General features: G+C 68.8%; 11 protein-coding genes. 2 read left to right on the top strand and 9 right to left on the bottom strand.

Annotated elements, in window-relative coordinates:
• Window positions 1–51: 51 nt before the first annotated feature.
• From ABGB12_RS34490 to ABGB12_RS34480, 3 genes are all read right to left on the bottom strand, one after another.
• On the bottom strand, window positions 52–2,877 hold the full coding sequence (locus tag ABGB12_RS34490; RefSeq protein ID WP_347684669.1) for a vitamin B12-dependent ribonucleotide reductase: 2,826 nt from the start codon (window positions 2,875–2,877) through the stop codon (window positions 52–54).
• A gap of 138 nt (window positions 2,878–3,015) precedes the next feature.
• Window positions 3,016–3,471, bottom strand: coding sequence for a transcriptional regulator NrdR (gene nrdR, locus ABGB12_RS34485; protein WP_347684667.1), 456 nt, complete (start codon window positions 3,469–3,471; stop codon window positions 3,016–3,018).
• A 158-nt stretch (window positions 3,472–3,629) separates the two neighbouring features.
• Window positions 3,630–3,827 (bottom strand): hypothetical protein, encoded by a 198-nt coding sequence (locus tag ABGB12_RS34480; RefSeq protein WP_347684665.1) that lies wholly within the window; start codon window positions 3,825–3,827, stop codon window positions 3,630–3,632.
• 75 nt (window positions 3,828–3,902) lie between these two features.
• Between ABGB12_RS34480 and lexA the strand changes: the two genes are divergently transcribed.
• Complete coding sequence (lexA, locus tag ABGB12_RS34475) at window positions 3,903–4,583, top strand: transcriptional repressor LexA (RefSeq protein ID WP_347684663.1); 681 nt, start codon at window positions 3,903–3,905, stop codon at window positions 4,581–4,583.
• Between the two features lie 54 nt (window positions 4,584–4,637).
• Here lexA and ABGB12_RS34470 read toward each other — a convergent pair whose 3' ends face one another.
• From ABGB12_RS34470 to leuS, 4 genes are all read right to left on the bottom strand, one after another.
• Window positions 4,638–5,345 (bottom strand): nucleotidyltransferase family protein, encoded by a 708-nt coding sequence (locus tag ABGB12_RS34470; protein ID WP_347684661.1) that lies wholly within the window; start codon window positions 5,343–5,345, stop codon window positions 4,638–4,640.
• A 111-nt stretch (window positions 5,346–5,456) separates the two neighbouring features.
• Entirely contained in the window at window positions 5,457–6,293 is an 837-nt protein-coding gene (locus ABGB12_RS34465) for an SRPBCC domain-containing protein (protein ID WP_347684659.1), read from the bottom strand.
• Entirely contained in the window at window positions 6,286–6,846 is a 561-nt protein-coding gene (locus tag ABGB12_RS34460) for a helix-turn-helix domain-containing protein (RefSeq protein ID WP_347684657.1), read from the bottom strand. The genes ABGB12_RS34465 and ABGB12_RS34460 overlap by 8 nt, the downstream gene beginning before the upstream one ends.
• A gap of 85 nt (window positions 6,847–6,931) precedes the next feature.
• Window positions 6,932–9,397: a leucine--tRNA ligase gene (leuS, locus tag ABGB12_RS34455; protein WP_347684655.1), complete on the bottom strand. Its 2,466-nt coding sequence runs from the start codon at window positions 9,395–9,397 to the stop codon at window positions 6,932–6,934.
• Window positions 9,398–9,675: 278 nt separating this feature from the next.
• Here leuS and ABGB12_RS34450 point away from each other — a divergent pair, with 278 nt between their 5' ends.
• Window positions 9,676–11,220 carry a long-chain fatty acid--CoA ligase gene (locus ABGB12_RS34450; protein ID WP_347684653.1) on the top strand — a complete coding sequence of 515 codons (1,545 nt, stop codon included), beginning with the start codon at window positions 9,676–9,678 and terminating at the stop codon, window positions 11,218–11,220.
• 72 nt (window positions 11,221–11,292) lie between these two features.
• Here the strand turns inward: ABGB12_RS34450 and ABGB12_RS34445 are convergent, their stop codons facing one another.
• Both ABGB12_RS34445 and ABGB12_RS34440 read right to left on the bottom strand, forming a co-directional pair.
• Window positions 11,293–12,846: a GMC family oxidoreductase N-terminal domain-containing protein gene (locus tag ABGB12_RS34445; protein WP_347684651.1), complete on the bottom strand. Its 1,554-nt coding sequence runs from the start codon at window positions 12,844–12,846 to the stop codon at window positions 11,293–11,295.
• A 123-nt stretch (window positions 12,847–12,969) separates the two neighbouring features.
• Window positions 12,970–14,331, bottom strand: coding sequence for an aspartate aminotransferase family protein (locus ABGB12_RS34440; RefSeq protein ID WP_347684649.1), 1,362 nt, complete (start codon window positions 14,329–14,331; stop codon window positions 12,970–12,972).
• Window positions 14,332–14,351 lie beyond the last annotated feature (20 nt).

Here is a 14,351-nt window from a genome sequence, read left to right as displayed (position 1 = left end):
GGCCGGCTCCCCGCTCCTCATCCACTGCTGCGCGCCCGACGGCGCGCGTCGTCAGCTGCAGCCGCTGGTGGAACCGCAGCCTTCACAGACGTAGCAGCTGCCCGCAGGGCGCATGCTGGTGCCGCAGGTCATGCACATCGGGGCGTCGGCGGTGCGGCGTCCGTGACTCTCGGTCGCGTCGACGCGGGCCGGAGCGGGCTGGACGACCGGGAGCGCCGGAGCCGGGAGCTGGATCTCCGCGGACTGGGCCAGGCCCTCGACGTCCTCACCGTGCAGGGAGGCGGGGTCCTCGCCGGCGGCCTGGAGGGCGCGCTCCTCGGCGGAGAAGATGCCGAGGGCGGCGCGGGACTCGTACGGCAGGTGGTCCAGCGCCAGGCGGCGGAAGATGTAGTCCATGAAGGACGTCGCCATGCGGATGTCGGGGTCGTCGGTCATCCCGGCGGGCTCGAAGCGCATGTTGGTGAACTTCTCGACCCACGTCTCCAGCGGCACGCCGTACTGGAGGCTGATGGAGATGGCCATCGAGAACGCGTCCATCACCCCGGCCAGGGTGGAGCCCTGCTTGCCGAGCTTGAGGAACACCTCGCCCAGGCCGTTGTCCGGGTAGGACGACGCCGTCATGTAGCCCTCGGCGCCCGCGACGGAGAAGCGGGTGACGGTGGCCGGACGCTTCTTCGGCAGCCGGCGGCGGACCGGGGGCACCGGCCCGGCGGGGGCGGGAGCGGCGACGGCCGGAGCCGCCTTGGGCTCCTCCGCCTTCTTGTTCTTGGCGATCGACAGCGGCTGGCCGACCTTGCAGTTGTCGCGGTAGATGGCCAGCGCCTTCAGGCCCATCTTCCAGCCCTCGAAGTAGACCTTCTCGATGTCCTCGACGGTCGCGCTCTCGGGCATGTTGACGGTCTTGGAGATCGCGCCGGACAGGAACGGCTGGACGGCCGCCATCATCCGGACGTGGCCCATCGGGCTGATGGAGCGCTCGCCCATCGCGCAGTCGAACACCTCGTAGTGCTCGCGCTTGAGGCCCGGGGCGTCCACGACGTGGCCGTGCTCGGCGATGTACTCCACGATCGCCTCGACCTGCTCGGCCTGGTAGCCGAGCTTCCTGAGGGCGCGCGGCACGGTGTGGTTGACGATCTCCATGGAGCCGCCGCCGACCAGCTTCTTGTACTTCTTCAGCGCCAGGTCGGGCTCGATGCCGGTGGTGTCGCAGTCCATCATCAGGCCGATGGTGCCGGTCGGCGCGAGCAGCGACGCCTGGGCGTTGCGGTAGCCGTTGCGCTCGCCGAGCTTGAGGCACTCCGCCCACTCGCGGGTGGCCTCGATGTGGAGCGACTTGTCCATCTCGTCGAGGGTCCGGATGGTGTCGTTGGCCGCGGCGTGCTTGCGCATGACGCGCTTGTGCGCCTCGGCGTTGCGGGCGTAGCCCTCGTACGGGCCGACCGCGGAGGCGAGCTCGGCCGAACGCCGGTAGGCGGTGCCCGTCATCAGCGAGGTGATGGCCGCGGCGATGGAGCGGCCGCCCTCGGAGTCGTAGGCGTGGCCGGTCGCCATGAGCAGCGCGCCGAGGTTGGCGTAGCCGATGCCCAGCTGGCGGAACGCCCGGGTGGTCTCGGTGATCTTCTCGGTCGGGAAGTCCGCGAAGGTGATGGAGATGTCCATCGCGGTGATGATCAGCTCGACCAGCTTGACGAAGGGCTCGACGTCGAAGGTGTTGTCGGCGCGCAGGAACTTCAGCAGGTTGATGCTGGCCAAGTTGCACGAGGAGTTGTCCAGGTGCAGGTACTCCGAGCAGGGGTTGGACGCGGTGATGCGGCCGGACTCGGGCGAGGTGTGCCAGTCGTTGATGGTGTCGTCGTACTGGATGCCCGGGTCGGCGCACTCCCAGGCGGCCTGGGCCATGAGGCGGAAGAGGTCCTTGGCGCGGACGGTCTCGATGACCTCGCCGTTCAGCCGGGCACGCAGCCCGAACTCGCCGTCGGTCTCCACGGCGCGCATGAACTCGTCGGAGACGCGGACGCTGTTATTGGCGTTCTGGTACTGGACGGAGACGATGTCCTTGCCGCCGAGGTCCATGTCGAACCCGGCGTCGCGCAGGGCCCGGATCTTGTCCTCTTCACGGGCCTTGGTCTGGATGAACTCGGCGACGTCAGGGTGGTCCACGTCCAGGACGACCATCTTGGCGGCGCGGCGGGTGGCGCCGCCGGACTTGATGGTGCCGGCCGAGGCGTCGGCGCCGCGCATGAAGGAGACCGGGCCGCTGGCGGTGCCGCCGGAGGAGAGCAGCTCCTTGGAGGAGCGGATGCGGGAGAGGTTGACGCCGGAGCCGGAGCCGCCCTTGAAGATGACCCCCTCTTCCTTGTACCACTCCAGGATCGACTCCATCTGGTCGTCCACGGAGAGGATGAAGCAGGCGCTGACCTGCTGCGGGGACTTGGTGCCGACGTTGAACCAGACCGGCGAGTTGAAGCTGAAGACCTGGTGGACCAGGGCGTACTTGAGCTCGTGCTCGAAGATCTCGGCGTCCTCGTCGGACGCGAAGTAGCCGTGCTCGCGGCCGGTGTCGGCGTAGACCCGCACGACCCGGTCGACGAGCTGCTTGAGGCTCCACTCGCGCTGCGGGGTGCCGACCGCGCCGCGGAAGTACTTCGTGGTGACGATGTTGGCCGCGTTGACCGACCAGAAGGCGGGGAACTCCACGCCGCGCTGCTCGAAGTTGATCGAACCGTCACGCCAGTTCGTCATGACGACGTCGCGGCGCTCCCATTCGATCTCGTCGTAGGGGTGCACTCCGGGCTTGGTGAAGATGCGCCGCATCTTCAGGCCCTTGCGCACCGCGGCCTTGCCACGACGAGCCGGTCCGCTGACCGTCTCGGTCATGTCTCCCCCTCACTGGGCCCCCTTCGTCAGGGCCCTTGCTCACACATGACTGACCACACCCCTCTCCCGGCTCGCCGGGGGAAGGGTGTGATTTTTGACTGTGCGCTCGCGGTCAGTACAGCGAGTTCGCCGGCTTCCTCATTCCGGCGAGCCCGTGCCACGCAGAGCGTTGATCTCTTTCTCGAAGTCGTCGATCGACTCGAAGCCCCGGTAGACCGAGGCGAAACGCAGGTAGGCGACCTCGTCCAGCTCCCGCAGGGGGCCCAGGATCGCCAGTCCGATCTCGTGGGACTGGATCTCGGCGGCCCCGGTCGCCCGGATGGCCTCCTCGACCTTCTGCCCCAGCAGGGCGAGCGCGTCCTCGTCGACCGGGCGGCCCTGGCAGGCCCTGCGCACCCCGGCGATGATCTTCTCCCGCATGAAGGGCTCGGTCACCCCGCTGCGCTTGGCCACCATCTGGAGCACGGTCTCCTGGGTGGTGAACCGCTTGCCGCACTCGGGGCAGGAACGACGGCGCCGGATGGCGGCGCCGTCCTCGGTGGACCGGCTGTCGATCACCCGGCTGTCGGGGTGACGGCAGAATGGACAGTGCACGTCCCTGCTCCTTCCCATGGACCGGGGTCGACTATTCACCAGGAGACCACAACTTGTGGCGAGTTACATCCGTGTAACTACTAGATGTTGTGGTCCAAACCTAGGCCCCCGACACTCCCTTCGCAAGCTGGAACGGCGGCCTCCGCGGTAGAGCCTGGTCACACGGGCCCCGGCGGCGTGTCGCGCGACGGAGGACCGGCTTCGGCGCGTCCCGAGCCGCCGCCGACGGGCGGGCGACCCGGAAACACCCATTTCTTGACGCATTCCTCGAATCGGTTTTCGATAGAACGGATGTACGATATTCCGAGCGGGTCCACCGGATCGGCCGTGCCAATCTCGAACAATTGTTTGATCATTGTCCGGGAACACGCTAACGTTCTGTGGCGCGAGCCACCACGACGAGAGCACACGAGACAGGAGGCGAAGGCGCCATGGGCAAGGTCTCTCAGACGCCTGAGGAACCCCTGGACGAGACCGGCCTCACCCAGCGCCAGCGCATGGTGCTCGAAGTGATCCGGGATTCGGTCCAGCGGCGCGGCTATCCGCCGTCGATGCGCGAGATCGGCGAGGCGGTCGGGCTGACCAGCACCTCCAGTGTGTCGCATCAGCTGCGCACCCTGCAGCGCAAGGGCTTCCTGCGCCGTGACCCCAACCGCCCCCGCGCGGTCGAGGTGCGCATGCCCGGCGGACGCCCCGTGCGGGCCGCCGAGCCGTCGGAGGCCTACGAGGAGGGCCCTGCCCCGGCGTACGTGCCGCTGGTGGGCCGGATCGCGGCCGGCGGGCCGATCCTGGCCGAGGAGTCCATCGAGGACGTCTTCACCCTCCCCAAGCAGCTCATCGGCGAGGGCGAGCACTACCTCCTGAAGGTGCAGGGCGACTCGATGATCGAGGCCGCCATCACCGACGGCGACTGGGTGGTGGTGCGCCGGCAGCCCGACGCCGACAACGGCGACATCGTGGCGGCGATGATCGACGGCGAGGCGACGGTGAAGACGTTCAAGCGCCAGGACGGGCATGTCTGGCTGCTGCCGCAGAACTCCGCCTACGACCCGATCCCCGGCGACGCCTCCAGCGTCCTGGGCAAGGTCGTCGCGGTCCTGCGCAAGATCTGAGCTCCGGCACGACGAGAACGCCGCCCTCGCGCAGGAGGGCGGCGTTCTCGTCGTTCAGGCGGCCCAGCCGAGGACGCGCAGGTCCCGGTTGGCCTCCTTGAGGTCCTTGGCGGTGTCGATGCCGCGCCAGTACCCGTCGATCTCGTACGCGCCGAGCCGCCCCTCCCCGGCGAGCCGGGGGAAGGTCGCGGTCTCGTGGTCGCCGAGGTCGGGCAGCAGGTCCCGCATGCCCGGCTCGAAGAGGTACACCCCGGCGTTGACCCAGTGCGGCAGCACCGGGGCCTCCTTGAAGCCCGTGATGCGCCCGTCCTCGGCGATGTCGACGATCCCGTAGGGCGACTTCAGCGCGGTCACGCCCAGGGTCGCCAGCGCTCCGGAGTCGGCGTGGTGGCGCTCCAGGTCCTCCAGCGGGAAGCGGGTGAGGATGTCCCCGTTGAGCCCCAGCCAGGGCTCGTCGGGGAAGGGCAGGGCGCGGGAGGCGTACTTCAGCCCGCCGCCCCGGCCGAGCGGGCGTTCCTCCACCGCCACGCTCACCCGGAGCGGGAAGGCGCGGCCCAGGACGTGCCGCCGCAGCATCTCGGCCAGGTGGCCGCAGGAGACGACCACGTGCTCGACGCCCTCGGCGGCCAGCCACTCGAGCTGGTGCTCGAGGATCGGCTTGCCTCCGACGTCGACGAGCGCCTTGGGCACCCGGTCGGTGTAGGGCCTGAGCCGGGTGGCGTTGCCGCCGGCCAGGATCACCGCCTGCCGCACCTGAGTCACGGTGGAACCTCCTCTTTCGGAACGGCTCCAGCGTGCCGGACGGACGTTACACCTGAATGACCTGAACCTGACGCTTTGTTACGTTTGGTTCAGACCTATCCGAGAAAAGGATCAAGCCTCCGCCCAGATGGGCCGCCGGTCGGGGAATTCCAGGTACCGGCGCAGTTGCGCCACCCCCGAGAGCGAACCGCACCAGGCGGCGAAAGGCGGGTTCTCCCGGTCGAAGCCGCTCTGGACGAACGTCAGCCTGGTACCGCCGTCGGAGTCGGCCAGCTCCCAGGTGGTGATGCCCGGGACCCCCCAGTCGACGCTCGCCTTCCGCCCCGGCTCCAGTTCCACGATCTTGGCGCCCACGGGGTCGTTCTCGAAGCCCCCCATGGCGTAGCGGCCGCCCACGAACGGCTCGATCTCGATCGGGTAGCCGAACCACTCGGTGGCCTTCTTCCCGTCGGTGAGCGCGTCGAAGACCTCGTCCCTCGCCGCGGCGATCAGCACCTCGCTCCTCAGCTCGCCTCCGGCGAAGTCGCACCAGCCGGTGACGGGACGGCCCTCCACCCGGTCCACGAGGTTGGCCACCGCCAGGTACCAGAAGGTGAACAGGACGTTCTGGATGCCCTCGCCCCGCCGCGCCGCCTCGGGGTCGACGCCGGTCTGCACGACCGTGATCAGCGTGCCGCCGTCCTCCTCGGCCAGCGAGAACTCCGTGGTCGTCTCGACTCCCCCGAGCGTCCAGGCGTAGCGGAGCGTGTCGTCGTCGACGTGCAGGAGCCGCTGGTGCGGCGCGTCCCCCTCGGGGGTGTAGCGCCCCCAGAACTCGTAGCGCCCGGGCAGTTCCACCCGCGCGTGCTCGGCCAGCCACTCGCGTATGAGCGCGGGGTCGGTGAGCGCCTGGCGCACCTCCTTGATCGGCGCGGAGGTCCGGGCGACGATCTTCATCGGTTCAGTCATCCTCTTGCTCCTTGGGGTAGCACGCCACCACGAGCTTGAAGGCGTCGCCCTCGGCTCCGCCGTAGCGCGTGAACAGGTCCTGCAGCGTGTGCCGCAGTTCGTCCAGGAACTCCTGCCGCCGCTCGGGGGCCATCCGGATCTCGCCGGAGACGCCGAGCGAGGGCAGTTCGGAGGCCGCGGGGTCGAGCCTCGCGACATCGGCCTGGACCTCTTCCATCAGGTCGAGCAGGTAGCCGAGACTCATCGCGTCCTGCGCCCCGCGCAGTCCGCCGAGCCGGCCGACCAGCCGCGGGGACATCCAGTACGACCTCGCGGTCGCCTGGTAAACCCCCTCGTGGACGGCGCGGACCTTCCGTTCGGCCACCCGCGTGACCAGCCCGGCCTCCTCCAGCAGCTTCACGTGGTAGTACACGCGCTGCTTGGACTGGCCGAGCCGCTGGGCGACCTCTCCGCAGGTGCGGGGTTCGGCCAGCAGCCGCAGCACCTCGATGCGCTGCGGCTTGAACAGGATCTCGGCCTGTTCGATCTGCTCCAGGTACAGGACGTCTCTCATCGCAAAATCAGTTTTTATGTAAAAACTGATTTTGTCAATGGGTCCGAAGGAAGGGCCGCCCCGGCGGGACGGCCCTTCGGCAGGGTCAGACGACGATGTTGACGATCTTCGGTGCGCGGACGATGACCTTGCGGACGGTGCCGTCGCCGATCGCGGCCCGGACCTTCTCCGAGTCCAGCGCCAGCTTCTCCAGCTCGTCGGCGGCGATGCCCGGAGAGACCTCCAGACGGTCGCGGACCTTGCCCGAGACCTGGACCACGCAGGTCACCGACTCCTGGACCAGCAGAGCCGGGTCGGCGACCGGCCACGGCACCCGGGCGATGGAGCCGCTGTGGCCCAGCTTCTCCCAGCCTTCCTCGGTGATGTACGGGGCGGTGATCGACAGCAGGACCGCCAGGGTCTCGGCGGCCTCGCGGACCGCCGGGTCGGCCGCGCCGGGCCCGGAGTCGATGGCCTTGCGGGCCGCCGAGGTCAGCTCCATCATGCGGGCGACCGCCACGTTGAAGCGGTGCGCCTCGACCAGGCGGGTGACCTCGTCGATCGTGTGGTGGGTGACGCGACGCAGGTCGACGTCTCCGGTGGAGAAGTCCACGCCGGGCTCGCTGGAGACCTCCGACATGACCCGGTAGGCGCGGGCCAGGAACTTCTGCGAGGCGGCCGGGGAGACGTCCGCCCAGTCGATGTCCTCCTCCGGCGGGCCGGCGAAGACCATGGTCAGCCGGACCGCGTCCACGCCGTAGGCGTCGATCTGCTGGCCCAGGTCCACGCCGTTGCCCAGGGACTTGGACATCGCCTTGCCCTGGTTGATCACCTGGCCCTGGTTCAGCAGCCGGGTGAACGGCTCGGTGAAGTCGACCATGCCCAGGTCGTGCAGGACCTTGGTGAAGAACCGCGCGTACAGCAGGTGCATGACCGCGTGCTCGACGCCGCCGACGTACTGGTCGGCGGGCATCCACCGCCGCACCTTCTCCACGTCGAAGGGGCCGTCGTTGTAGCCCGGCGAGCAGTAGCGCAGGAAGTACCAGGACGAGTCCACGAAGGTGTCCATGGTGTCGGTGTCGCGCTTGGCCTCGCCGCCGCAGGACGGGCACTTGACGTTGACCCACTCGGCGGCGCCGGCCAGCGGGGAGACGCCCTTGGGCGCCAGGTCGGCGCCGCGCAGGTCGTCGGGCAGCCGCACCGGCAGGTCCTCGTCGGGGACGGGCACCTCGCCGCAGGACGGGCAGTGGATGATCGGGATCGGGGTGCCCCAGAACCGCTGGCGGGACAGCAGCCAGTCGCGCAGCCGGAAGTTGACCGTGCCGTGGCCCAGGCCCTTCTCCTCCAGGATCCCGATGATCGTGGAGATGGCCTCGGCCTTGCTCAGCCCGTCCAGCGGCCCGGAGTTGATCAGCCTGCCCTCGCCGGGGGTGGCCGTGCCGGTGACGGCCGGGTCCTCGGCGCCGGTCTCCAGGACGACCTTGACCGGCAGGCCGAAGGCCTTGGCGAAGTCCAGGTCGCGCTGGTCGTGGGCGGGAACCGCCATGATCGCGCCGTGCCCGTAGTCGGCCAGGACGTAGTCGGCGGCCCAGACCGGCAGCCGCTCGCCGTTCACCGGGTTGATCGCGTGAACGCCCAGGAAGACGCCGGTCTTCTCCTTCTCGGTGGACAGGCGGTCGATGTCGGTCAGCTTGGCGACCTCGGACTGGTAGGCCTCCAGAGCCGGGCGCTGCTCGTCGCTGACGATCTGGGAGGCCAGCGCGGCATCGGCGGCGACCACGAAGAACGTCGCGCCGTACAGGGTGTCGGGGCGGGTCGTGTAGACGGTGACCGGGCCGTGGCCCTCGATCTCGAAGGTGACGTCGGCGCCCTCGGAGCGGCCGATCCAGTTGCGCTGCATGGTCAGCACACGCTCGGGCCAGCCGCCCTCCAGTTGGGCCATGTCATCCAGCAGCCGGTCCGCGTAGTCAGTGATCTTGAAGTACCACTGGGTCAGCTCGCGCCGCACGACGTCGGCGCCGCAGCGCTCGCACTTGCCCGAGACGACCTGCTCGTTGGCCAGCACCGTCTGGTCGTTGGGGCACCAGTTGACCAGCCCGCCCTTGCGGTAGGCCAGGCCTCGCTCGAAGAACCGGGTGAACAGCCACTGGTTCCACTTGTAGTACTCGGGATCGCTGGTGTGCAGCCGCCGGGACCAGTCGAAGGAGATCCCGTAACGCCGGAAGGAGTTGGCCTGCGTCTCGATGTTGGCGTACGTCCACTCCGCGGGGTGGGCGTCGCGCTTGATCGCGGCGTTCTCCGCGGGCAGGCCGAAGGAGTCCCAGCCGATCGGGTGCAGGACGTTGTAGCCCTGGTGCAGCCAGTACCGCGCCACCACGTCGCCGATGGCGAAGACCTCGCCGTGGCCCATGTGCAGGTCGCCGGACGGGTAGGGGAACATGTCCAGCATGTAGCGCCGCTCGCGCGGGTCCGCCGGATCGTCACTGGCGGCGAAGGTGTCGAGCTCCGCCCAGCGGGCCTGCCATTTCTCCTGGACGGCGCGGGGGTCGTACTGCTGCTCTTCGTCGCTCACTGGGTTTCCTCTTCCGGTTCGCTGCCTCTGACACAAATGAAGAAGCCCCTCGCTCAGGGAGGGGCGGCCGCACTGCTCGCACATGCTGGTGCTTGAGTCAGTGCGGCTGGCTGAGAAGCAGCCTCGATCGCATACCTTAAGAATAGCGCAAGGGCAAGCCAGGCAAGGTTCGCTGAGACGTACGCCTCATTCCCTCTAGACGTCTCCCGTCGTTCCCGGTTGGATGGTTACCCGCACGTAAAGTTCAGGCCGAATCCGCTGGTGAGGAGACCAATACCATGCTCAACCTGTCCGTGCTGATCGAAGACGCCGCCCGCGAGACGCCCGACCGGGACGCCCTCGTCTTCGGGGACATGCGGCTGTCCTACTCGTTCGTCAACACGGTCGCCAACCAGGTCGCCAACCTGCTGGTCTCCTGGGGCATCCGGCCCGGGGACAAGGTCGCCCTCTCTTCCCCGAACCTGCCCTACTTCCCGATGGTCTACTTCGGCATCCTCAAGGCCGGTGCGGTCGTCGTCCCGCTGAACGTGCTGCTCAAGCCGCGCGAGGTCGCCTACCACCTCGGCGACTCCGACGCCAAGGCCTACTTCTGCTTCGAGGGCACCCCCGAGCTGCCGATCGGCGAGGCCGGCCACGCCGGCTTCCAGCAGGCCGACGACTGCGAGCACTTCGTCCTGCTGCCCGCGAACCCGGCCGCCACCGAGCCCGCGATCGAGGGCGCCGAGCTGTTCTGGGCCGCGCTGAACGGGCAGCCGGGCACCTTCGAGTCGGTGGGCACCGAGCCGACCGACACCGCCGTCGTCCTCTACACCTCCGGCACCACCGGCCAGCCCAAGGGCGCCGAGCTGTCGCACGGCAGCATGATGATGAACGCGATGGTCTCCGACGGCCTCTTCGCCAGGACCCTGCACGACACCTTCATGGTGACGCTGCCGCTGTTCCACATCTTCGGCCAGACCTGCGTGATGAACGTGGGCATCTACCGCCGGGCCACGCTGGCGCTCGTGCCGCGCTTCGAGGTCAAGGCGGCCGTCGAGCTGATGGTCAAGGAGAAGGTCAACATGTTCGCCGGCGTGCCGACCATGTGGTGGGCGCTGCTCATGGACGACACCTCCGAGGACGACGTCAAGGAGATCACCGCGAACCTGCGGGTGGCCGTCTCCGGCGGCGCGGCCCTGCCCCTGGAGATCCTGAAGGGCGTCAAGAACAAGTTCGGGGTGGACATCCTGGAGGGCTACGGCCTGTCGGAGACCTCCCCGGTCGCGTCGTTCAACCGCCCCGACCGTCCCACCAAGCCCGGCTCCATCGGCCTGCCGATCTGGGGCGTCGAGATGAAGCTGATCGACGACGAGTGGAACACCGTCGAGGGCGAGGGTCCCGGCGAGATCGCGATCCGCGGCCACAACGTCATGAAGGGCTACTACAAGCGGCCCGAGGCGACCGCCGAGGCGATCAAGGACGGCTGGTTCCGCACCGGCGACCTGGCCCGCCGCGACGAGGAGGGCTACTACTTCATCGTCGACCGGTCCAAGGACATGATCATCCGCGGCGGCTACAACGTCTACCCGCGGGAGATCGAGGAGGTCCTCATGACCCACCCGGCCGTCTCGCTGGCCGCGGTCGTGGGCGTCCCGCACGACAGCCACGGCGAGGAGATCAAGGCGTACATCATCCGCAAGCCCGGCGCCGAGGTCACCGAGGCCGAGCTGGTCGACTGGGGCAAGGAGCAGTTCGCCAACTACAAGTACCCGCGGATCGTCGAGTTCCGCGACGAGCTGCCGATGACCGCCAGCGGCAAGATCCTCAAGCGCGAGCTGCGCTGAGGACCGGTCCTCCGGCCATGATCGGGTGAAGGCGGCTCGCGTTCGCGAGCCGCCTTCACCGTCCCCGCGGTCTCAGCCCCTGATCAGGTCGGCGGCCTTCTCCCCGATCATGACGGCGGGGGCGTGGGTGTGGCCGCGGTTGACCCTCGGCATGATCGAGACGTCGGCGACCCGCAGGCCCCGCACCCCGCGCACCCGCAGCTCCGGGTCGACCACCGAGGTCTCCTCGACGCCCATGTGGCAGGTGCCGACCGGATGGTAGAGGGTCTCGCTGTTCTCCCGAACGTGCTTCTCCAGCAGTTCGTCGCTCTCCGAGCCGGGGTAGGGCGGGTAGTTCTCCCCGGCGTACTCCTCCAGCGCCCGTGCGTTCATCAGCTTCTCGGCCTCGCGGATGCCGAAGACCAGCCGCTTGAGATCGCTCTCCCCGGTCAGGTAGGCGGCGTCGATCCTCGGCGGGTCGGCCGGATCTGCGGAGGCCAGGGTGAGAGAGCCGACGCTGTCGGGCTGCAGCAGGATGACGCCGATGGTGATGCCTTCCTCCTTCGCCGCCTCCTTCTCCAGGCCGTGCCTGATGAACGGGACCGGTGCGAAGATCAGCTCCAGGTCGGGAGCGGGCAGCGCCTCGTCACTGCGCAGGAAGGCCACCGCCTCGCCGACGTTCGAGGTGAACGGGCCCTTGCGCAACGAAAGGTACTTGAGGAGGTTGCCGACGGTCTCGGCTCCGGCGAGGGTGACCTTCCTCGGGCACCTGCGGAAGACGCCGATCGACAGGTGGTCCTGGAGGTTGCGGCCGACCGCCGGAAGCGGGCGGACCACGTCGATGCCGTGCTCGGCCAGGTGCTCGGGGTCGCCGATGCCCGAGAGCATCAGCAGGTGCGGGGAGCCGACCGCCCCGGCGCACAGGACGACCTCCCTGGCCGCGCGGACCTCCTGCCCGCCGTGGACGACGCCGACGGCGCGACCGTCCTCGATCAGCACCCTGGAGACCAGGACGTCGGTGATGACGGTGAGGTTCGGCCGGCCCAGGACGGGCTTGAGGAAGGCGTCATACGTGCTCCAACGACGCCCCTTCTTCTGCGTGACGGGGGTCAGCGCGTAGCCCTCGTTCGACGGGCCGTTCAGCTCGTCCAGCCTGCGGTAGCCCAGTTCGTCGCAGGCCTTCAGGAACGCCCTGGTGGTGACGTTCGGGTCGCGCTGCTCTTCGATGTTCAGGGGGCCTTCGGAGCCGTAGACGCCGCCCGCGTTGGAGCCGACACGGCGCTCGGCCCTCTGGAAGTACGGAAGGACCTCGTCGTACGACCAGCCGGGGACCTCCCAGTCGTCGTAGTCCTCCTTGGTGCCGCGCACCCACATCATCGCGTTGAGGCTGGAGGAGCCGCCAAGGACCCGTCCGCGCGGCCAGTACAGCTCCCGGCCCGCCAGCGCCTCCTGCTCGGTGGTGGAGAAGTCCCAGTCCGCCTCGGTCTTGAAGAGGCTCGGGAAGCCCGCCGGGATGCGGAACTCCTTCTTGGCGTCCTGCCCTCCCGCCTCGATCAGGGCTACGGTGACGCCGGGGTCCTCCGACAGCCTCGCGGCCAGGACGCAGCCTGCCGAACCGGCTCCGACGATCACGTAGTCGTAGTGCACAGTGCTCCTCCGGGGGGCCTGGTGAGGGTCTTCCCGGGACTATCCACCCTCATCGGAGGCACTGTCCAGCATTCGGACGTCGCGGCGCCCGTCCCGTCGCGCGCGGCGGAACGGGCCGCGGGATCAGAGCTTCGTCCAGGCCTCGGTGAGGACGGAGCGCAGCTTCTGCTCGATCTCCTCGAAGTGCTCGGGCCCGCAGATCAGCGGGGGGCTGAGCTGGATGACCGGGTCGCCGCGGTCGTCGGCGCGGCAGTACAGGCCCGAGTCGTAGAGAGCCTTGGACAGGAAGCCGCGCAGCAGCCGCTCGGACTCCTCCCCGTCGAAGGTCTCCTTGGTGGTCTTGTCCTTGACGAGTTCGATGCCGTAGAAGTAGCCGTCGCCCCGCACGTCGCCGACGATGGGCAGGTCGAGCAGCTTCTCCAGGGTGGCGCGGAAGACGCTCTCGTTGCGCCGTACGTTGCCGAGCAGGTCCTCGCGTTCGAACAGGTCGAGGTTGGCCATGGCGACCGCGGCCGAGACCGGGTGCCCGCCGAAGGTGTAGCCGTGGGCGAACATCGTCTCGCCCGTCTTGAAGGGCTCGAACAGCCGGTCGCTGACGAGCATCGCGCCGAGCGGCGAGTAGCCGGAGGTCAGGCCCTTGGCGCTGGTGATGATGTCGGGCTGGTAGCCGTACTTCTGGGCGCCGAACATGGTGCCCAGCCGCCCGTAGGCGCAGATGACCTCGTCGGAGACCAGCAGCACGTCGTACTTGTCGCAGATCTCGCGGACCCGCTGGAAGTAGCCGGGCGGGGGCGGGAAGCAGCCGCCGGCGTTCTGGACCGGCTCGACGAAGAACGCCGCGACGGTCTCGGGGCCCTCGAAGAGGATGGCCTCCTCGATCCGGTCGGCGGCCCAGCGGCCGAAGGCCTCTTCGTCGTCGGAGTGGGCGGAGGCCCGGTAGAAGTTGGTGTTGGGCACCCGGAAGGTGGAGGGCACCAGCGGCTCGTAGGGGGCCTTGAACGCCGGCACACCGGTGATCGACAGCGCGCCCTGGGTGGTGCCGTGGTAGGCGGTGGCCCGGCTCAGCACCTTGTGCTTGCCGGGCTTTCCGGTGAGCTTGAAGTAGTGCTTGGCCAGTTTCCACGCCGACTCGACGGCCTCACCTCCGCCGGAGGTGAAGAAGACCCGGTTCAGGTCTCCGGGCGCGGCGAGGGCCAGCCGCTCGGCCAGTTCGACGGCCTTGGGGTGGGCGTAGGACCACAGCGGGAAGAAGGCCAGCTCGGAGGCCTGCTCGGCGGCGGCCCTGGCGAGCTCCGCGCGGCCGTGCCCCGCCTGGACCACGAACAGCCCGGCGAGTCCGTCGAGGTACTTCCTGCCCTTGTCGTCGTAGATGTAGGCGCCGTCACCTCGGACGATCATCGGCACCTCGCCGCCGTTCTCGTAGGTCGAGTGACGGGTGAAGTGCAGCCACAGATGGTCCCGGGCTGCTGTTTGAGGGTCGGTCATCGCTTCTTCCTCGTACGCTG

Source organism: Actinocorallia sp. B10E7, assembly GCF_039871655.1.
GTDB lineage: Bacteria > Actinomycetota > Actinomycetes > Streptosporangiales > Streptosporangiaceae > Actinocorallia.
This window is presented reverse-complemented; position numbering and strand designations above follow the sequence as displayed.